The sequence below is a fragment of the Enterovibrio sp. QJM3NY_24 genome (assembly GCF_057786035.1).
Genome location: NZ_CM173519.1, coordinates 2,432,922 through 2,453,981 on the forward strand (window position 1 = coordinate 2,432,922; position 21,060 = coordinate 2,453,981).

General features: G+C 46.9%; 17 protein-coding genes and 1 tRNA gene. 7 read left to right on the plus strand and 11 right to left on the minus strand.

What is annotated here, in order from left to right:
- Positions 1-10: 10 nt before the first annotated feature.
- The 7 genes from AC3CIC_RS10660 to AC3CIC_RS10690 all read right to left on the minus strand — a co-directional run bounded on the left by AC3CIC_RS10660 (position 11) and on the right by AC3CIC_RS10690 (position 7,645).
- The gene (locus AC3CIC_RS10660) at positions 11-1,054 is read right to left on the minus strand and encodes a site-specific integrase (protein ID WP_488514584.1); all 1,044 of its coding nucleotides are present in this window, start codon (positions 1,052-1,054) and stop codon (positions 11-13) included.
- A 234-nt stretch (positions 1,055-1,288) separates the two neighbouring features.
- Positions 1,289-2,533, minus strand: coding sequence for a tyrosine-type recombinase/integrase (locus tag AC3CIC_RS10665; protein ID WP_488514585.1), 1,245 nt, complete (start codon positions 2,531-2,533; stop codon positions 1,289-1,291).
- A 167-nt stretch (positions 2,534-2,700) separates the two neighbouring features.
- A tRNA-Ser gene (locus AC3CIC_RS10670) sits at positions 2,701-2,791 on the minus strand.
- A 184-nt stretch (positions 2,792-2,975) separates the two neighbouring features.
- The gene (gene pstB, locus AC3CIC_RS10675) at positions 2,976-3,728 is read right to left on the minus strand and encodes a phosphate ABC transporter ATP-binding protein PstB (RefSeq protein ID WP_277814493.1); all 753 of its coding nucleotides are present in this window, start codon (positions 3,726-3,728) and stop codon (positions 2,976-2,978) included.
- 127 nt (positions 3,729-3,855) lie between these two features.
- The gene (gene pstA / locus AC3CIC_RS10680; protein ID WP_371733144.1) at positions 3,856-5,157 is read right to left on the minus strand and encodes a phosphate ABC transporter permease PstA; all 1,302 of its coding nucleotides are present in this window, start codon (positions 5,155-5,157) and stop codon (positions 3,856-3,858) included.
- Positions 5,150-6,532, minus strand: coding sequence for a phosphate ABC transporter permease subunit PstC (gene pstC, locus AC3CIC_RS10685; protein WP_488514586.1), 1,383 nt, complete (start codon positions 6,530-6,532; stop codon positions 5,150-5,152). Before pstC ends, pstA begins: the two co-directional genes overlap by 8 nt.
- Before the next feature lie 72 nt (positions 6,533-6,604).
- Positions 6,605-7,645, minus strand: coding sequence for a substrate-binding domain-containing protein (locus tag AC3CIC_RS10690; protein WP_017004219.1), 1,041 nt, complete (start codon positions 7,643-7,645; stop codon positions 6,605-6,607).
- A 317-nt stretch (positions 7,646-7,962) separates the two neighbouring features.
- Here AC3CIC_RS10690 and AC3CIC_RS10695 point away from each other — a divergent pair, with 317 nt between their 5' ends.
- Positions 7,963-8,487, plus strand: a complete 525-nt coding sequence (locus tag AC3CIC_RS10695; RefSeq protein WP_488514587.1) for a hypothetical protein — start codon at positions 7,963-7,965, stop codon at positions 8,485-8,487.
- A gap of 26 nt (positions 8,488-8,513) precedes the next feature.
- Here AC3CIC_RS10695 and AC3CIC_RS10700 read toward each other — a convergent pair whose 3' ends face one another.
- Positions 8,514-9,641, minus strand: coding sequence for a sensor domain-containing diguanylate cyclase (locus tag AC3CIC_RS10700; RefSeq protein ID WP_488514588.1), 1,128 nt, complete (start codon positions 9,639-9,641; stop codon positions 8,514-8,516).
- Positions 9,642-9,888: 247 nt separating this feature from the next.
- Here AC3CIC_RS10700 and AC3CIC_RS10705 point away from each other — a divergent pair, with 247 nt between their 5' ends.
- From AC3CIC_RS10705 to AC3CIC_RS10725, 5 genes are all read left to right on the plus strand, one after another.
- Positions 9,889-10,173, plus strand: coding sequence for a 2Fe-2S iron-sulfur cluster-binding protein (locus AC3CIC_RS10705; RefSeq protein WP_488514589.1), 285 nt, complete (start codon positions 9,889-9,891; stop codon positions 10,171-10,173).
- A 171-nt stretch (positions 10,174-10,344) separates the two neighbouring features.
- A complete protein-coding gene (locus AC3CIC_RS10710; protein ID WP_016961171.1) occupies positions 10,345-11,016 on the plus strand; it encodes a YoaK family protein in 672 nt (223 codons plus the stop codon).
- Positions 11,017-11,114: 98 nt separating this feature from the next.
- Entirely contained in the window at positions 11,115-12,383 is a 1,269-nt protein-coding gene (locus AC3CIC_RS10715) for an O-acetylhomoserine aminocarboxypropyltransferase/cysteine synthase family protein (protein ID WP_394210412.1), read from the plus strand.
- A gap of 169 nt (positions 12,384-12,552) precedes the next feature.
- Complete coding sequence (locus AC3CIC_RS10720) at positions 12,553-13,062, plus strand: VC2046/SO_2500 family protein (protein WP_016961169.1); 510 nt, start codon at positions 12,553-12,555, stop codon at positions 13,060-13,062.
- Between the two features lie 268 nt (positions 13,063-13,330).
- Positions 13,331-14,005 (plus strand): SDR family NAD(P)-dependent oxidoreductase, encoded by a 675-nt coding sequence (locus tag AC3CIC_RS10725; protein WP_016961168.1) that lies wholly within the window; start codon positions 13,331-13,333, stop codon positions 14,003-14,005.
- Between the two features lie 168 nt (positions 14,006-14,173).
- Here the strand turns inward: AC3CIC_RS10725 and adhE are convergent, their stop codons facing one another.
- The gene (gene adhE / locus AC3CIC_RS10730) at positions 14,174-16,879 is read right to left on the minus strand and encodes a bifunctional acetaldehyde-CoA/alcohol dehydrogenase (protein WP_488514590.1); all 2,706 of its coding nucleotides are present in this window, start codon (positions 16,877-16,879) and stop codon (positions 14,174-14,176) included.
- A 603-nt stretch (positions 16,880-17,482) separates the two neighbouring features.
- On the opposite strand from adhE, the gene AC3CIC_RS10735 reads away from it, so the two are divergent.
- The gene (locus AC3CIC_RS10735; protein ID WP_017004229.1) at positions 17,483-18,124 is read left to right on the plus strand and encodes a YchE family NAAT transporter; all 642 of its coding nucleotides are present in this window, start codon (positions 17,483-17,485) and stop codon (positions 18,122-18,124) included.
- A gap of 91 nt (positions 18,125-18,215) precedes the next feature.
- Here AC3CIC_RS10735 and AC3CIC_RS10740 read toward each other — a convergent pair whose 3' ends face one another.
- Both AC3CIC_RS10740 and cysS read right to left on the minus strand, forming a co-directional pair.
- Positions 18,216-19,163 carry a porin gene (locus AC3CIC_RS10740; RefSeq protein ID WP_488514591.1) on the minus strand — a complete coding sequence of 316 codons (948 nt, stop codon included), beginning with the start codon at positions 19,161-19,163 and terminating at the stop codon, positions 18,216-18,218.
- A gap of 364 nt (positions 19,164-19,527) precedes the next feature.
- On the minus strand, positions 19,528-20,913 hold the full coding sequence (cysS, locus tag AC3CIC_RS10745) for a cysteine--tRNA ligase (protein WP_488514592.1): 1,386 nt from the start codon (positions 20,911-20,913) through the stop codon (positions 19,528-19,530).
- Positions 20,914-21,060: the final 147 nt, after the last annotated feature.

A 21,060-nucleotide genomic window follows, 5' to 3' on the forward strand; every position in this document is an offset into this window, starting at 1 on the left:
GCTGAGGTTTTTATTGCAACCTTCTCAGCAGCGCAGACGCCACATCATCACTTTTCGGTAAGGGTACCAATTGCGGTTTTTCATCTAGGCCGAAAATATCTTGAAGATGTTTAGACGCCAATAACGCACAATCGGGCGCATCGTCTCGAAGCCACTTGCCGTAGTGAGCATCTATCATATGCGTGCCCGTGTGCCCCATTTGCTGCGCAATCCACTCTTTGCTGATACCCGCCGTCAAACATTGCGATGCAAATGTATGGCGCAACTGTCCTGCCCCTCGATGCGTCACTTCTGCCTTATTGAGAAAGGGATTAAAGAAAGCTTTACCAAACTGCCTTGCATTCAAAAAAGGTTGTCGCGTCTTGCTATTAATAAATACAAATGCCACCGACTCTTTTCGGTAACTTTTGTTATCACGTTGCAGAATAGAAATTGTCTTTCTTCGTCGATTAGCCGTCATCATTTGTTGTGACTTAAGGATAGATATCGCCAAGGGGTTTAAGTCTATCGTTCGCACTGACCCCGCAGTTTTAGGCACTTTATAGTGTTTAAGGACACGAGCGCGACGCACGTACAGAAGACAACGATGCCAGTCCACATCGTCCCAAGACAATGCGATGAGTTCACTGATACGCAACCCAACCAGCGCATTCAACAACGCGGCGTGCTTTCCATGAACGCACACGTCACTACACTCAAACATTCGAGCCAGCTCTTGCTTGGTAAATGGATTGGGTTCGGTGGAGGTGATTCTCAAGTTCTCAATGCCAACTGTCGGGTTACGCGTTATCACACCGTCGCGCATCGCATGGGCAAAAATAGCTCTGAGAATAGTGAGGTGCCCGTTGATGGTTTTGTTTTTGAATCGGCGATGCCACTTCACAATCAACTGACGGATATCGCTATGGGTAATAGCGTCGATAGCGCGTTTCCCTATCAATCGTTTCAGATTATTCGTTTTACTTTTTTCTGAATTCAACGTGGATGGCGACACACTGAAACGTCGTTCGCTGAGATAATTGTCTAGGTAATTATTTATCGTTTTTATTGTCATTTTTTTGCTCTCTCGACAGCTGGATGCTGTTCTTTTACGAGCAAGCTACGATGCAATAACCTTGTCGTCAATCCTATAAAATCTTTAATAACAATAACTTAAATATTAACCCTATGGATACTTTATGTATAATGCTGCGAATGCTACGTCAAAATTCGCTATATTTATCATATGCATCTTCCTGCGCCTTCGACATGCCAGACGGGCTGAAGTAACGCCTTGGCAGCCCGTCTTTCAATCCCAAAACTTGCGAGGCACATCACCATTCACCAACATGTCTATCCCTGGGAATACCACTTTTTCAATCACCTTGATCAGTTTACTCACTGGATATTTTTTTCCATAACGTCCAAAGGTAATGCCCTTGTGTCTGTGACCTACAATTTGTGCGACCAGTGACTCTTCAACGTCATTCTGTTTGAGCTCATCAGTGAACGTGTGACGAAAACTGTATGCCGTTGGCCGCTCTTTTGCTCTCATGCCGATTTTAGTTTGCAATCTACCGAGCTGACGGCAATATCCTTTAGACCAATCGAGCCATTTTCCTTCTGGTTTATAATCAAACAACTGCAAGCAACGCGTCGATTGTCTGGTCGATACAAAATCCATAAAACCCTGCGCGAGTAGCTTGGGATGAATGGGCACCAGCCTGACACTGCTTGATGTTTTCACATGCTGATGCTCCCCCTCTTCTGATATGGCGAAACAAGCGACGCCATCTTCTGAACGAATGTCAGCGACACGAAGCTGGCAAGCTTCTGAAGGACGAAGTCCTTGATAAAGTAAGATTGCCGTGACCCACTTAAATTGCATGGATTGTGCTTGGAAAGACGTTGAGCGATAGAGCTTCACCAAATCATCCATCGTCCAACGTGCCCGCTCTTCATCTTGGTTTTTTTTCTTCACCTGATGTTTCACGGTGACATCGATAAAGGGGTTTTCAACATGGTAGTTCATCTGCTTACACCACTGACAGAATTGACGACAAGCCGCCAAATACTCTTTGTTGGTCTTGTAACTTCGTCCCTCTCGGTATAAACGATCACGAAATCGCAAAGCATCCGCACTGGCTGTTTTTGATATACAGTCCAGCGTTAAGTCCTCTAGGAAGTGAGAGATTCTTTGATTGAGTTGCTCAATACTCAGCGGCGTTATCTTTGAGGCTTTCTTGGACTCGATAAACTCTTCTAAGGCAAGTTGGGGCGAGATTTTGCGTGAAGGATGCTTTGTGTGCTCCTCTTCAGGTCGAGTCAGGTTTAGCGAACTGTTCGTTCGCAATCTTCGAGTGGGAAATCGCGGCGTATCTCTAAGTGAAAAGTTTTCTCGAACCTGATTGACGACGTCATCCACGTGATGGCGAAACGCTTTTGCATCACCGTACTCAAAAGCACGTTCAATCAACTCACGTACGCAAGGAACCAAGATGAAATTCCGCTCGACGGCTTCATCACGTCGCTTGGTAAGTAGCGAAATTTTCAAGTCAAAAGGAAACCCATTATCTCTTAAGGATTTAGGCAAGCAGATGCGAGTGTAGTAGGTCGAGTTTGGGGCACGGAATAGGTACATTGTCTCAGTCAATCCTGTTAGGTGACTTAATGCAGTACCAAAAACGCAAAAAGCCCCTGATAAATCAGGGGCTTAGAATTTGGCGGAGAGATAGGGATTTGAACCCTAGGAGGGCTATAAACCCTCGCCGGTTTTCAAGACCGGTGCTTTAAACCACTCAGCCATCTCTCCGTTGTTGCCGCGAATATTACAAAGCTATCGTGACCTTGTAAAGTGCGAATTTACTCTAATTCGCTCGTTTGGACAGGCTTTAAACAGTTCGTGCAAATGAACACCAGATCACTGCCGAAAAAGGCGAACGTTGAGTTCGCCTTGATAACATTATCTTAATTGACTGAAACCAAACACTTGGGTTTTACCCGAATCGGCCACCAATGTAATCGCGCGTCAGTGTGTGCTCGGGTTGCTCAAACACGTTGACGGTTTCATTCACTTCAACCAGATCGCCTAAATGGAAATACGCCGTGCGATCGGAAACACGTCGAGCCTGAGACATGGAGTGCGTGACAATCACGATGCTGAAGTTCTCTTTGAGCTCTTCGATAAGATCTTCGATGATTCCAGTCGCAATCGGGTCAAGCGCCGAACACGGCTCATCCATCAAGATCACTTCTGGTGCAATCGAAATAGTACGTGCGATACACAAGCGCTGTTGCTGCCCACCAGACAAACCCGTTGCAGGCTGGCCTAAACGTGATTTCACTTCTTCCCAAAGACCTGCGCGACGCAAGGATTGCTCCACCACTTCATCAAGCTCGTCTTTGCTGTCCACCAAGCCATGAATACGTGGTCCATATGCCACGTTGTCATAAATAGATTTAGGGAACGGATTTGCACGCTGGAATACCATGCCGACTTGTGAACGGAGCTCGACGATTTCTTGCTCCTTGGCATAAATGTCGTGGCCATCCAGCAAGATTTCTCCCGTGACATCGCAACCAAAAACCGTGTCGTTCATACGGTTTAAACAGCGTAAAAACGTCGATTTACCGCAACCTGAAGGGCCGATCATTGCCAGCACTTGTTTCTCGCCAATATCAAGATTGATATTACGAATGGCCGATTTAGCGCCACTCTCGTAGCTCACACCAACATTGCGCGCCGTCATACGAGGGGCATCGACAAAGGGGATCCCGCAAGTCTCTTTCGGGGCTGCGGTATGCTCCGCTGAGCGAACACTTTTGCTGGATGAAAAATCAGACGAATGTGTAATTATGGTTGTCATTTCCCTACTCCTACCATCTGCGCTCTAAGCGCTTGCGCATGATAACGGCACATGCGTTCATAAATGCCAAGAAGGCCAGCAGCACCATGATTGCGCCTGAGGTGTTCTCGACAAAGCCTTTTTCTGGGTTTTCCGCCCAGAGATATATTTGTACTGGAAGTGCGGTTGCCGCGTCTAATGGCCCAGATGGGACATCGACAATGAAAGCGACCATACCAATCATGAGCAGTGGCGCGGTTTCACCCAGCGCTTGTGCCATGCCAATGATGGTGCCTGTGAGCATGCCCGGCATGGCCAATGGCAACACATGGTGAATGACCATCTGCATTTTTGAAGCACCAACACCGAGCGCGGCGTCACGCACGGATGGCGGGACAGCTTTAATTGCCGCTCGGCTAGAAATAATAATGGTTGGTAAGGTCATTAGCGTTAGCACCAAGCCGCCCACAACAGGTGCTGAACGAGGCAAGTCTGCCACATTCAAGAACACAGCTAACCCGAGCAAACCAAACACAATTGATGGCACCGCAGCAAGGTTATTGATATTAATTTCAATCAGTTCCGTTGCACGATTACGCGGTGCAAACTCTTCAAGATAAATCGCGGCAGATATACCAATCGGAAAACTTAATGCCAGCGTGATTAACAAGGTATAAAACGACCCAACCGTCGCCCCCCAAATACCGGCTAACTCTGCATCACGGCTGTCGCCATTGGTGAAGAAGTTGGTGTTGAAGACAGTGCGAACATTCCCTTCTTTCACCAGTTCGTCATACCATTGGATTTGAAGATTTTTAAACTGTCGCCCATCTTCTGGTATGGCTGCCGTGATGTTGCCTTTGTTGTACTGATTGAAGTTGTCGCCCGCTTGCGCCCAGTACTCGATTCTTTTCCCAATTAGCGATGGATCGGCAATGACCATGTCACGCAAATCGTATTCCGCTCCGTTCGACAAGAATTTATAAAGCTGGCGTTTGTTCTGACGACCATTAACAGGCACATCGTCCAAAATCGCTTTGCGGATGACTTTACGAAAGCTCGCACTCATCAAGGTCTGTTGATTAATATCCTGACCAACCAGTCCCAGTTCATCCGCAGACAAGTCAACCGTCAGTTTAATTTCAGTGGTGAAAAACGCGGTATAGCCATCAGAAACAATGGTGGTCATCAACACAATCAAAAACGCAAATGCCATGGAGATGGATGCAACGCCATAGAAGCGAAAACGCTTTTCTTTGGCGCGACGACGACCCACACCTGCCTTCACTTTTTCTCGCTTGGTTTCTGCGATTTTTAATAATCTATCAGTCATATTGCTCTCGATATTTCTTCACGATTCGAAGGGCGACAAAGTTAAGTGCCAGCGTGACAACAAACAGCGTCAAGCCCAAGGCGAATGCAGCCAGTGTCTTCGGGCTATCGAATTCCTGATCGCCCACCAACAAGGTCACGATTTGCACTGTCACCGTGGTGACTGAATCCAACGGGTTAGCAGTTAACTTGGCCGACAAACCTGCCGCCATCACCACAATCATGGTTTCGCCAATGGCGCGTGATACGGCCAGCAGCAAGCCGCCGACAATACCGGGAAGCGCGGCGGGAATAACAACATTGATGATGGTTTCAGATTGGGTCGCGCCTAGGCCAAGTGAGCCATCACGCAGCGATTGAGGAACCGCAGTGATCACGTCGTCTGACAACGACGAAACGAACGGAATGATCATCACACCCATTACCATGCCTGCTGCAAGCGCACTCTCAGAAGAGGCCCCCGAAAAGCCAATCGCATGGGCGAGATCTCGAATAAATGGCGCGGCGGTCAAAGCGGCAAAGAAGCCGTAAACCACCGTCGGTATCCCTGCCAGCACTTCCAACACAGGTTTAACGATATTGCGAACGGTAGGCGAAGCGTACTCAGCGAGATAAATCGCGCTCATTAGGCCAATTGGCGCAGCAATACACATGGCGATAAAGGAAATCATCAAAGTGCCGGTGAACAGCGGAATAGCACCAAATGCGCCTGTTGCGCCTTGTTGATCAGCACGAAGGGCTATCTGTGGGGACCATTGCGTGCCGAACAGAAAATCTGTGATCGGGATAATTTGGAAGAAGCGAATCGCTTCAAAAAGCACCGAAAGAACAATACCTAGCGTGGTGAGAATAGCCAGCGTCGAACAAAACATGAGGAAAAATTGAAGGCATTTTTCGACGTGATGACGGGCTTTTAGCTTAGGTCTGACTGTACGCCAACCGAACGATAAGCCAACCAGTGACAAGGCAGCCACGGCGACGAAACGAAGAGTACGCCCAATGCTCTCGAGGTGATGATAGTAGGCCGCGGCCGCTAGCAAAGCAGGCTCATCCGTCTGAAGCAGACCGTTAGCAATATGCACGATCTGGCCAAACAACAACTGCGTATTTTCATTGGTATCAAGTACGCTCTGTGGCAGTTGCGCCATCACCAGCGATTTCACCGTGCTCGGCTCAAAGGCCTGCCAGATGATAAGAAGAAGTACACTCGGCACTGCCGCTAAAATAGCCGCATAGGAGCCGTAATAATTAGGCCGGGAGTGAAGTTTGTTCAAGCCACCAGCGACGGTAGCAACATCCCGGGAACGTTTTTTGGCAAGGAAGTACGCGCTCAACGTTAGCGCCAGCACTATCACCATCAATGTAGACGTTTGCATCCCTTTTCCTTTAATCCCTTGTACAACAAAGGTGGCGTGATGTTATCAGCACACCACCTCAGGGGTAACGCGTTACAGATTCGGTGTGAGGTCAACTGCGTTGTTGCGAACCAGTTTCAAATCACGCGCTGACAGCGGAATCAAACCACGGTCAGTCAAGTAGCCCTCATCGCCAATCGCATCTTCAGACGTGAAAGAGGCAACGTACTGCTGCAGACCCGGAATCACTTCTGCGTGCGCTTTCTTCACGTAGAAATACAGTGAGCGAGAAACAGGGTAAGAACCGTCACCAATCGCGTCGAACGTAGGCACTACGCCGCCGATTTTAGCGCCTTGCACTTTGTCTGCATTTTGCTCAAGGAAGCTATAGCCGAAGATACCAAACGCGTTTGGATTCGCAGCCAGCTTCTGAACAATCAGGTTGTCGTTTTCGCCTGCTTCGATAAACGCGCCGTCTTCACGAATACCGTGACAAACCGCTTTGTATTTTTTCTTGTCTGCTTTTTTCAGCGCTTTCAGCTCTGGATATTGCTTACAACCGCCTTCCATCGCCAACTCGACGAACGCATCACGCGTACCCGACGTTGGTGGTGGACCTAGCACTTCAATTTTGGTTGCGGGAAGAGAGGCGTTAACGTCTTTCCAGGTTTTGTTTGGATTGGCAATCAGATTGCCGTTTGCATCAGGAACCACTTTCGCCAGCGCAGTGAAAAGGTCTTTCAAAGTGATATCAAACTGCTGAGATTTTTTAGAGTTCGCAAACGCGATGCCGTCATAGCCGATTTTCACTTCAACGATATCTTTTACGCCGTTTTTCGCACACAACTCAACTTCTGAGCTTTTGATTTTGCGCGATGCGTTAGTGATATCCGGTGTGTTTTCGCCTACACCTGAGCAGAACAATTTCAAGCCACCGCCTGAACCTGTTGATTCGATTTTCGGTACAGCAAATGCTGACGTGCGACCGAAGCGTTCCGCTACAACGGTGGCAAATGGGTACACTGTTGATGAACCAACAATGCTAATGTAGTCACGTGACGCAGCAGCAACGTTACCCGCTGCAAAGGTAGACAGACATACTGTCGATGCCGCAATCAGAGTCTTAAGTTTCACATCAACCTCCAAGTCGATTGTTTGTTCATTTAAGCAGTCAGAAAAGCCTGTACTGCTTTCGTTTTCGCTTCAAAACTGATGTAAAAGTTAGAGGCCGCCTATGACAGTAACCTTAACAAAATGTGAACATTTGATTACAGACCGTGTCACTTTCACGCTGAAACATTAATGAAATCAATACGTCACCCGAGTGAAACATTGCTTGTCTAGGTTATACACGAGTAACCTCATCGACGTTTTTTCTCGCACGCATTGCAGTGGCTATCGAGTAGTGGAGGCACGTAGAGGGTGAATCTCATGTTCTGGGATCACCATTGATGAACAGCCAAAGAGACAAAAACATGGGTCAATGCGCGAAGGAAAGCGAAAAAGCAAACAGCAGAAACGAGGGGTTATCGGTATTGGAAAATGACACAGAGACGCCGAAGCCAAACGGGCAAAAAATCAAGCCCAGCGTGTTATTTCTTTGTGATGGAGAAGAAGGATATTCACTGGTTGCTCAGTCTATCTTGAACCACAAAGCTGACAGTTATTTCAAAGGCTTGTGTGCGTTCACTAGCGAGGTTTGCAACATCGCCTCAGCGTGTCAATCGCTTCGCCAATACAACATTGCATGTCGGGATGACCATTTACGCACAATAGAGGCTTATCAAGGACAGAATGTGGACTTTTTGATCGCACTATCCCCCTCTTCAGTACAGTCGGGAAAATCGCTGCCGCGTTACACCAAATTCATTCCTTGGGACATCACACAAGGCGGTGAAACAAGCGACCGCCAAATAACGGTCAAATACATCAACGACCAAATCAATTATTTTCTGTCTGTATACCTCTATCGATAATCGAGACAGGATTCAAAACAATGTATTTAAATCGGTAGCGACGTGATGGTGACAGGACGTTTAGATGCAGACACGGCACAATTTCGTCCTTTGGCTTTTGCTTCATTTAACGCGGTATTCGCTAAATTGATTAGCTTATCGAGTGCTCTAGAAAATGGGATTTTTTCTTCACTATCACTACGAAAAGCACAATAGCCGACACTAATGGTGACAGGCGTTCCTTCGACTTCGCAGTGAGAAACATGCGCCGCCATCCGTTCACACACTTTCACCACTTCCGATTGTAAAGTATCGGGAAACCACACTAAAAACTGTTCACCGCTGTAACGCGCAACATAATCGTAGTTACGCACGGCTTGTCTGAGCGAGTCTGCCACGCCTTTGAGTATGCGGTCACCCTCTTCATGGCCGTGTTTTTCATTGAACATGTGGAAGAAGTCGATATCCACCAGCGCGATCGCGCCTTCTCCGTCTCGACGAATCAGTTGGTTAATTTCGCGGTGAAGATAATCAAACAAAGCGCCACGATTAGGTAAGTCGGTCAACAAATCAATGTGCTGAATGTTTTTCAAACGCTCACTAAGCAATTGATAAGACGTGCGCGCGCCAAACAATTCTTCGCGATACTCATCATTTTCAAGTTTAAGTTCAAGCAAACCCGCCATCAGCAGCAAGGCATTTTCGTCATTCGCATTACTTTCACACAAAGCTTCAGAACTAAAACTCAGGGTTCCCCATACCACGCCCCCAAAATGAATAGCGACGCCCCAGTAAGCACCAGGCAAATGTTTAATATAAGGATGGCCGCTCAGTTTTTCATGTGCGTGAGTATCGGGCGCAAGTATCGGTGTTTGCATACCGGCTGCAACACCACTGAATGAATTCGCAAGCGGCATAACATCAGAAACGTTGAGAGGAGAGCCCTCTGCACTTCCGGCAGTGTCCGCCGAAAAGCGTTCCACAACATGGATCTCTTGGTCACTGACTCTGCAAAGCTCCCCGAGGCTGGCATTAAAATGGCTCGCCCCTACTTTCAGCAATTCTCCGACCCAATCAGAAAATGACTGACCGCGCCGACGGCTTAGCTGTTGCAAATCGCGCATCAAGATGTCGAGCGAAGGTTTGTTGTCAGACAAAGCGAGATTGGAGGTCATAGGTGGTTCCAACTTTGAGATGTTTGTATTAAAAGGAATAGCACAGGACGGGCAAGATGTGTTTACCGTTCCCCATTCTTTCGTCATACCGACCATTCAGATTGTATTCAGTGAAATTGCTCGAAATGGCAAATTAGTGGTTGATTATCGAACATTTTTGTTCTCGACTGCGATATTAAAGGACTATGCTAAGGATGAAAATAACGCTCAAATAAACATCAAGCGTCCATGTTAGAGGAGTTACGCCATGCCAAAAGTCACTTTCGGTCATACAGGAAATACTGTTGAACTTGCCAATGGCAGTTCATTGATCGATTTGGAAGACTCAGGAAAAAGCGAAGTGCCGTTTGGCTGTCGTTCGGCGGCATGCGGGACGTGCGCCATTGATGTGACGGCTGGTATGAACAACCTAAGTCCAAAGAATGAAGATGAGATCGACCTGCTTGATACACTGGACATGGACGGTGATAAACGCCGCCTTGCCTGTCAGTGCACGCTATACGGTGATATCACGATTATTCCAATCAACTAACGCTTGGTTGGCCAGCATCTTTCGATGCCTATCGGATCGCGCTTGACCACGTTCGATTTGTCCCTTTGATCTAAACCGCGAGCTTTTTCGCGGTTTGATGTAAAATCCCTCGTCTATTCGGCATCATGCCGAGCACTTCTTTATCGCCAGCATTTCATTAAAGGTTTACGCGTGATATCCAAGCTGCCCAAATGGGTTGAGTACGGGGCTTTTATTCTGGCTCTCACCGCAGGTTGCGTGAATGGCATTGGCTTGCTCGGTTTTGAGCACCAGGCTATCTCTCACCTGTCTGGCACTGCTACGCTGATCGGCACCGACATGATCAATAGCCATCCAGCCCAGCTCTTCCATTTGTCGAGCATTCTTGCCGGTTTTTTCGGTGGCGCACTCTTATCTGGTTTCATTTTGAAAGATGGCACCCTGTCACTAGGGCGTCGTTACGACATTCTGCTTATCGTCGAAGCTGGTTTATTGCTTGGTGCCATCTATCCAATGCAACACAATGCTGTGTATGGTTTGTATCTCGCGGCAGCGGCTTGTGGTATTCAAAATGGCTTAGTGACAAGCTACAGCGGCGCAATTGTTCGCACGACACACATCACCGGGATTATCACGGACTTGGGCTTAATGTTTGGCGCACTGCTGCGCGGACAACCACTCAATCGGCGTAAACTGGTGTTGTTTTTAGTCATCGCGATCGGGTTTATTTTAGGCGGTACAATCAGCGCGCTTATCTTCCCTATTTTAGGCGCTTATTCCTTTGCGGCTCCCGCCATGGTCTGTGTTGTACTTGCAATCATTTATCGTATTTACATGCACCAAATTAGTATTCGTCTGCGCTAAGGCTTATCAAATACAAGATCCTTGAACAGTAGCAATTTACACCCCTGTGCTTTATGCGATAGTGAGCCTTTCGGTTGAAATGTGCACAAGGATGAAACATGAAAGACGAAACGCTCTCCATTCACGCGGGCTACCAAACGGACCCAACCACCAAATCTGTCGCAACGCCTATCTATCAAACCGTTGCCTATGAATTTGACAGCGCTCAACATGGTGCTGATCTGTTCAACCTTGCCGTGCCGGGAAATATCTATACCCGCATTATGAACCCAACCAATGATGTGCTTGAGCAACGCATGGCAGCTTTGGAAGGTGGTATAGCGGGTCTGGTGGTAAGTGCCGGTAGCGCTGCCATCAACTATGCCATCCAAACCCTGGCGGAAATCGGTGATAACATTGTGTCTACCCCTCAGCTGTACGGTGGCACTTATACCCTGTTCGCACACATGCTGCCAAAGCAAGGTATTGAAGTTCGATTTGCAAAAGACGACAAACCAGAAAGCCTCGCGGCATTGATTGATGAAAAAACAAAAGCCGTTTATTGCGAGAGCATTGGTAACCCTGCAGGCAACATTGTCGATTTAGCCAAAATCGCTGAACTGGCTCATGCACAAGGTGTGCCTGTCATCGTCGACAACACAGTCGCAACACCTGTGCTTTGCAAACCGATTGAGCACGGTGCGGACATCGTTGTTCACTCACTGACAAAATATGTGGGCGGTCACGGTACAACGCTTGGTGGTGTTATTGTCGATTCAGGTAAATTCCCTTGGGCACAGCACAAAGCGCGCTTCCCTGTGTTTAACCAACCAGAGCCTTCTTATCACGGCGTGGTTTACACCGAAGCCTTTGGTGATGCCGCTTTCATCGGTCGCGCACGCACAGTCCCATTGCGCAATACCGGCGCAGCGCTCTCACCAATGAATGCGTTCATGCTGATGCAAGGGCTGGAAACTTTGTCTCTGCGCATGGAGCGTCATGTTGAAAACGCCCTTAAAGTGGCGGAGTATCTGAAAGCGCACGATAAAGTCAGCTGGGTAAGCTATGCGGGTCTGCCAGACTCTGCGTTTTATGATCTCGCGAAAAAATACATGGGTGGGAAGCCATCAGCGATTCTTTCTTTCGGATTGAAAGAAGGTTATGACGCAGGTGTGAGTTTCTATGACGCGCTGGGCTTGTTTAAACGATTGGTTAACATTGGTGATGCAAAATCATTGGCATGCCACCCAGCCTCTACCACGCATCGTCAATTGAGTGCAGAAGAGCAAGCACAGGCGGGCGTCTCGCCAGAGATGATTCGACTGTCTGTAGGTATTGAGCACATTGACGATATTATTGCTGACTTGGAGCAAGCGCTAAACGCTTAGTCCATGCACGCCCTAACCATTTGACACGTAAAGCTCGCTTCGGCGGGCTTTATCTTTTTCTATTACATAGGAAAAAACGTCTAACACACAGAAAAAAAACAAAAAGTCGTTAAAGGTTTTGGCTTTGACGTCGATAAACAGGAGGTACCCAGAAGAACTGCTGAGAATTATGCAAATCCACGCGCTCGACAAAGCCCAACTTATTACTGATGTACAGCTAGGTGATCACCTAAGTCATGCTGTTACACAGGGTCGTCGTTCGGATTTTGCTTTGATGCTTGCACTACTTTCTACTGATGCAACAGAAACAACCCCTCTCAACCCTCCATACCCTGAAAAAGCAACCGAGGCCGATCTTCGTCAAGCGCTGAATTTGCCTGAGCCTACGCGCCTGATTGCAGAAGAAAAAGATTATGAATTGTGCGGAACGCAAGCCGATGCATTCCACAAAGCCGGTATCGCCAGCGCACGATTAAATCACTGTGTCGCACCATCAGCATTACATTTTCCTGCCATTGGAACGCACAATTTGGGCGAGGATGTTTATCATAATCTCTCAGGACATCAGAGAAGACAGCTTGCGGCTGAAAATCCTACAACTACCGCACTCGATCCGGTAAATCTATACCATCAATTAGTGACGGCCAAGCGCTATCAAGAGCTTAACATCCAAGCTTAATCCCTTGATTATTAAGGACAGACAGCTTCCTTCTAACATAGCTAATTTAATACTTCAACTTCTTCCACCCCAAAAAACATAACTGTGATCACTTACTAAAAAAATCACTTTGCACACAGTTTGCACACACATTTTTGAACAATTTCACATCGCTTTCTCAAATCATGGTCCAAGATTGTTATCCACCCGTTGAAAAGCTGGGTATAAGTTGTTAGTTAATGCCGTATAACAATGTAATAAGTCGGAACAAATTGAGAAAGGTCAGACAATGGATATCGCAAAATCCGTCATTGTGATTACTGCAGCAGGCACCCCAACTGGACGTGCAATGGCTGAATATTTCTGCAAGCTGAACGCACGTGTTGCTTTGGTCGATACCGAGCGTCAAAAGCTGCAAACAACTTACGATTCGTGCATGAGATCGGGGGGCATTTGCTACTCATTCTCTCTCGCCAGTCGAAGCGTTGAGAACATTTCCTTCCTGTTTGAGGAAATAAATCGCGAAATGGGTGCGGTAGACGTACTGATTAATTATTGGCAAGCGAGTTGTTTGCCTAGCCTGTTGGCAAGCAATGATACCGTTGACCAAACCATCGCTGATGTTGCTTCTAATCTTTATCTGTTCGGACGCGGCGCTGCATTCAATATGCTCGATCGAGGCCGCAAAGGTGTCATCGTGAATATTCCCGGCTTGCAAGCTGAGATGGGGCGCGACCAAAGCCTTGATAGTTCAAATGCTGTTATTCGTGGTTTAACCCGTAGCTGGGCGCAAGAATTAGAACATGCCAATATTCGTGTAGGTGGGGTGCTTCCCCGCAAACGTCATTATGAGAATGGCAAAGTCCATTATCACCCTGCGGTTAACTACGACATGATTGATGGTGCCGCATACATCGTTGAAAACGACAGTTTCACCGGCCGTATATTAGAAGCTGCAAGTTAATCGGTTGGTGAACTTTGCCGTAGCCGCTTCTGTACCCTTTTCCTTGAAATGACCTAAATTCCGACAATTGGCGATTGCCCATTGTCAGGGCTTATTCGCTTCAAAGGGTATTTACCACTGCCAATAAAAAAGCCCGCGAAAGCGGGCTTTTTCTATCAGGTCAGCGGATTACGCTTTTGCTGATTCTTTTTTTGCTTTTGCAGCAGGCTTAGCGGCTACATCACGGTCTTCTTTCTTCTTGATAACCGTTGTACCTTCGAAAGTTTCACCTTCAACAAAGGCTGTGCCGTAGTAAGAAGAAACCAGCACTTCTTTCAGCTCAGTGATAAGCGGGTAACGTGGGTTCGCACCAGTACATTGGTCATCGAACGCTTCTACTGCTAGGCCGTCAAGCTTCGCGTGGAAATCAGCTTCAGACACACCAGCCGCTTGGATAGACAATGGAATGTCCAAGTCAACTTTCAGTTCTTCCAGCCACGTTAGCAGACGCTCAATTTTCTGAGCAGTACGGTCGCCTGGCTGTGCCAGACCTAGGTGCTCAGCAACTTCTGCGTAGCGACGACGTGCTTGTGGGCGGTCGTACTGAGAGAATGCAGTTTGCTTCGTTGGGTTGTCGTTTGCGTTGTAACGAACCACGTTAGAAATCAGCAATGCGTTCGCCAAGCCGTGTGGCAGGTGGAACTCAGCACCGATTTTGTGCGCCATTGAGTGACATACACCCAGGAATGCGTTAGCAAACGCGATACCTGCGATAGTCGCTGCATTGTGCACTTTCTCACGAGCGATTGGGTCAGCTGCGCCGTTCGCGTAGCTAGATGGCAGATATTCTTTCAGCATCTTCAGAGCTTGAAGCGCTTGGCCATCAGAGTATTCGTTCGCAAGAACAGATACGTAAGCTTCTAGTGCGTGCGTCACTGCATCGTAACCACCGAATGCGGTTAGCGACTTAGGCATGTTCATCACCAAGTTCGCATCTACGATTGCCATTTGTGGCGTCAACTCGTAATCAGCCAGTGGGTATTTCGCGCCAGTCTTGTCGTCAGTTACAACCGCAAATGGTGTGACTTCTGAACCGGTACCAGAAGTGGTAGTGATACATACCAATTCTGCTTTTTTACCCATTTTAGGGAACTTGTAGATACGTTTACGGATGTCCATAAAGCGCATTGCTAGTTCTTCGAAATGCGTTTCTGGGTGCTCGTACATTACCCACATAATTTTCGCTGCGTCCATCGGTGAACCGCCGCCAAGTGCGATGATTACGTCAGGTTGGAAGCTCTGCATTGCTGCAGCACCTTTCTCTACAACAGACAGTGTTGGGTCAGCTTCAACTTCGAAGAACGTCTGAACTTCCATGCCTTGTGCTTTCAGCAACGCAACGATTTCGTCAGAGTAACCGTTGTTAAACAGGAAGCGGTCAGTCACGATCATTGCGCGTTTCTTACCTTCCAAATCGCCAAGAGCGATTGGCAGGCTACCACGACGGAAGTAGATTGATTTAGGTAGTTTGTGCCACAGCATATTCTCAGCTCGCTTCGCTACAGTCTTCTTGTTGATAAGGTGCTTAGGACCAACGTTCTCAGAAATCGAGTTACCGCCCCAAGAACCACAACCCAAGGTCAGTGATGGTGCAACATTGAAGTTGTACAGGTCACCGATACCACCGTGAGTGGTTGGGATGTTGATAAGAATACGTGCAGTTTTCATCTTGTCACCGAAGTAACGGATGCGATCTTGGTTGACGTCTTGGTTAGTGTACAGACCAGAAGTGTGGCCGATACCGCCGATTTCAACCATGGTCACTGCTTGAGCAACAGCGTCTTCGAAATCGTCAGCGCGGAACAGACCCAGTGTTGGAGACAGTTTCTCGTGAGCGAATTCATCGTCATAAGACACTTTACCTAGGCCTTCACCGATAAGTACTTTGGTGTCTGCTGGCACAGTAACACCTGCCATTTCAGCAATCTTAACGGCTGGCTGACCAACGATTTTTGCATTCAGTGCGCCGTCAATCAAAAGAACTTTACGCACTTTCACTGCGTCGTCTTTGTTCAATACGTGTGCTTTGTGAGAAGCGAAACGCTCTTTTACTTCTTCGTAAACAGAATCCACAACGATTGCTGCTTGCTCAGACGCACATACTACGCCGTTATCAAACGTTTTAGACATCAGGATAGAGGCAACTGCACGCTTAATGTCAGCTGTTTCATCGATAACAACAGGAACGTTACCCGCACCTACACCGATGGCTGGTTTACCAGAAGAGTAAGCCGCTTTAACCATGCCTGGACCGCCAGTTGCAAGGATAAGGTTGATGTCGTCGTGCTTCATTAGAAGGTTTGACAATTCAACTGATGGCTCATCGATCCAGCCGATGATGTCTTTTGGCGCGCCAGCCGCAACTGCTGCATCAAGAACCAGCTTCGCAGCATCATTCGTTGAGTTTTTAGCACGTGGGTGTGGCGAGAAGATAATACCGTTACGGGTCTTCAAAGAGATGAGAGATTTGAAGATAGCCGTTGAAGTTGGGTTGGTCGTAGGGACGATACCGCAGATGATGCCTACTGGTTCAGCGATAGTGAAAGTACCGAACTCGTCGTTCTCTTCCAAGATGCCGCAGGTTTTTTCATCTTTGTATTTGTTGTAGATAAATTCAGAAGCAAAGTGGTTTTTAATAACTTTGTCTTCGACAATACCCATGCCAGATTCTGCAACAGCCTGTTGGGCTAGTGGGATGCGGGCATTATTCGCCGCCAAAGAGGCCGCGCGGAAAATTTTGTCGACTTGCTCTTGCGAGAAAGTGGCGAACTCTTTCTGTGCGTTCTTTACACGCTCAACCATTGCATTGAGTTCGGCTACGTTAGTTACAGGCATAGTTGTCTCCTACATACCTAAAGTTTAAAAATCATTTAGTAACTACATGCTCATTTGATTAGAGGCCTAAGCAACTCACATTACCCGTGAGCCTTGGCAAGCATTTAGTAAATAACTTTCAAAACTGATTATAGATTTTCAGAGAAGCAGAAAGTTGATCCGGATCATGTGTAATAAACTTTCATAAAGTTTTTCACCACCTGCTCAATTTTCAATCAAAAGGCTCTACAATCCACGTTTTGAAAGCTTAAAACCACATTAAAACTACGAGAATGTAACACATACGCCCCGTGTCTCACACACTTGTACAACGACTTTTTGTTTTAAAAAAATTACAACACACTCTAATGTGACACATATCACATATGTTAAATTGGTCATATGTGTCTGCCATACTTTCCAGCCAAAAACTCTCGATTACATTTAGAGCACTCAGGGTTAAAGCGCCTATTTTTGCAGCATCTAGGCCTTTCCACTCTTCTCTATGCATTGTCATGTTATCTACTGATTGGCATTTAATATTTCGTCGCTATACTAGCGCCCGCGATTGCTTTTTTGCGATCAATACCATATGTCCATTTTTCACCGACCGAGTGATTGGAAATGAATAGCATCGAGCTTGTAATATTTTTTCAGTTTTTCATTGGGTTGTTTGCTGCGGTAAACCCACTTGGCATCATGCCTATCTTTGTTTCATTAACCGCTCACTTAGATCCGGCCGAGCGCAACAAAACGGCATACACCGCCAGCATTGCTGTCGCTGCTATTCTGGTTGTGTCATTGCTCGCTGGGCAGCTGCTTTTGGATGTGTTTAGCATTTCGCTAGATTCGTTTCGAGTCGCCGGCGGTATGCTACTTGTTAGTATTGCCTTCACCATGATGAATGGTAAGTTGGGCGAAGATAAGCAGAACAAGCAAGAACAGTCTGAGTCGATCAGTCGTGAACAGATCGGCGTCGTACCGTTAGCAATGCCTCTTCTTGCTGGCCCTGGTGCAATAAGTTCTACCATCGTGTATTCAAGTCGCTACCCAAACTCTGTCGATACCATCGGTTTGATTGTCACCATTTGTGTCTTTACCGCCGGCATTTGGGGTTTATTTCGTCTTGCGCCAGCCATCGTGAAGTTTCTGGGTCAAACAGGCATCAACGTGATCACTCGTATTATGGGTTTGATTCTTGGCGCATTGGGCATCGAGTTTATTGCCAACGGGATGAGAGCGTTGTTTCCCGGATTAGGCGGGTAAACTAAACACCAAAAACATTAAACAAATAAGAAGAGAGGAGCCGAACGGCTCCTTTCTTCTTTAATGCGTATGAAGAAACAACATGGCGTATTTAGAACATGTAACGTGCGCCAGCTTGTAGCTGGTTGTCATTAATTTGCCCCTCAAGACGATTAAATTCATACCCCGCATAAGCAACAAAATCACTCGTCACGTTATAAACACCTTCAATCGCATTGTAGTTCACGCTGTATTCACCACTTTGTGCTGCTGGAAAATCAGACGTTCTGTAGTTGTACACATAGCGGAAGATAAAATCATCGAGGGTATAAGCTGTCGCGACTTCAAACCCACTCACATCCACATTGTTGACTTCACCGTTCACATAAACACCACCAATGTAGAAATCACCTACCGTGTAGGCGGCTGCTATATTGTATTGATCGACATCCAGGCTCGTTTGCTCTCCTGAAACATAACCAACACCAAATTGAAGCCCCACTGGAGAGTTATAGAAAAGGGAGCCCCCTGTGGTGTAATTTCCTTTCGAATCATCTCTCACATAGTTGAGCGTAGCGGTAAGATCTAAGGGCAATTGAGCAAGATAAACGAAGTTATTCTCTAGCTCATCTTGGTTCCCTGTAATGATATCTGACGCGCTCCCACCAAAAGTTTCCATAATATCAGTGACGTTGGTGAGTACGACTTGAGACGAGTCTTGTTGCCCATAAGAAAGAGCGCCGTAATCCGTGCCCACCCCAACGTACATATAGCGATTTTTGCTGTCAGAGCTATCTGAATAGATTTCACCACTGTAGTAGCCAAAGACTTTGATGGACTCTGTCACCTTAGTGCTTCCGTCCAAATTCCCTCGAACACGACTGATGTCATCAAAAGAGCTATTGTCAGCCGTTTTGTTTGCATCAGAAATATTAAAGCGCGGCTCAATGCGCCCAGTCACTGTAAGAGAAGATTCATCAGTCGAATAAACAGTGTACGCATAAGATGTCGTTGAGAGGAAAGAACTAAGAATCGCTGTTACTAGGAATGGTTTATTCATGAGCTGTCCTTCATTGCCTGTGATTGATATGACCGATATCGAGTCGAGCATCTCCTTTCGGACTCTCTTCAACTAAAGATAAATCGCAGCCATCTAGGTTCAATGCAACCAACAGAAATGATGGGATATTACTGAGTAATTCTTGTTTTAATGTTGAGAAAGTCAGACAAAATCAAGCACAGTGCTTTCACTAATCTTTATATATTCAAAACTATCAAAGAATTAGAGATTGAAGAAAAAGTAGAGCGATAAATGCAGTATTCGGAAGGATGGTTATTGATGCAGCCGTGATAGTAATTACAGACATAAAAAAACGGAGCGCGCGCTCCGTTTTCAGTTTCTAGATGATGCTAATTTGGGTTGATTACTTACGACGCCACGTTGTGCCACCAGCACCGTCTTCAAGGACGACATTAAGTGCTGCCAGTGCATCACGTGCAGTATCTGCTGCTGCCCAATCTTTGTTCGTGCGCGCATCGTTACGCGCTTTGATCAGCGCTTCGATTTCAGCCACTTCATCGCCGCCGCCCTGCGCATTTCCTTGCAAGAAGGCTTCAGGGTCTTGACCTAACAGGCCAAGTACATCCGCCAATTCACGCATGCGTGCAGCCAGTTTTGATGCCGCCACAACGTCTTCTGTTTTCAGGCGGTTAATGTCACGCACCATATCAAACAACACGGAATACGCTTCTGGTGTGTTGAAATCATCATTCATTGCCGCTTTAAAGCGCTCAACAAATGCCTCACCACCTTCAGCTTCAACCGACGAATCCAAACCGCGAAGTGCGGTGTACAAACGCTCCATCGCTGAACGTGCTTGTTTGAGGTTTTCTTCGCTGTAATTCAGCTGACTACGGTAGTGACCTGACATCAGAAAATAGCGAACCGTTTCGGCATCGTAATGCGCTAGCACGTCACGGATGGTGAAAAAGTTGTCCAGTGATTTTGACATTTTTTCACGGTCAATCATCACCATGCCGCTGTGCATCCAGGTATTCACATACTGGGTATCATGGGCACAGCAAGATTGCGCAATTTCGTTTTCGTGGTGTGGGAACGTTAAATCTGAGCCGCCGCCATGAATATCAAAATGGTTACCCAAAATTGCTGAGTTCATGGCTGAACATTCGATGTGCCAACCCGGGCGACCGGGTCCCCATGGCGATTCCCACGTCGGTTCACCTGGCTTGGACATTTTCCAAAGCACGAAATCAAGTGGGCTCTTCTTCGCTTCTTCAACGTCAACACGGGCGCCCGCTTGAAGTTGATCCAAGTCTTGGCGCGATAGCTTGCCGTAATCGTCAAATTTGGCGACTTCAAACAACACATCGCCATTGGATGCGACATAAGCAAACCCGCGTTCGATCAAACGTTCGACCAATTCAATAATTTCAGCAATAAATTGCGTTGCTCGCGGCTCAACATCTGGGCGCTTCATGTTCAATGCATCGAAATCGGCGTGCATTTCCCCGATCAGTCGATTGGTCAGTGAGTCACAGCTTTCGCCGTTCTCAGCTGCACGTTTGATGATTTTGTCGTCAATATCTGTAATGTTGCGAACAAAATTGAGGTCATAACCCAAAAATCGCAGGTAGCGCGAAACAACATCGAAAGAAACAAAGGTGCGACCATGGCCGATGTGACACAAATCGTAGATGGTAACCCCACACACATACATGCCAACCTTGCCAGGATGGATAGGTGTAAATTCTTCTTTTTTCTTGGTGAGGGAATTGTAGATTTTCAACATGGCCGTCGGGTTACCCATTACAATAATTAACGTAATTTAATGACTGTATATTACACCTTTTCCTTTCGTTTAAGGCAAGGCTATATGCCCAAGCGACCTGAAAGTACGGGAATTAAGATACTGTATGCCATGACTTACCTGCACTCT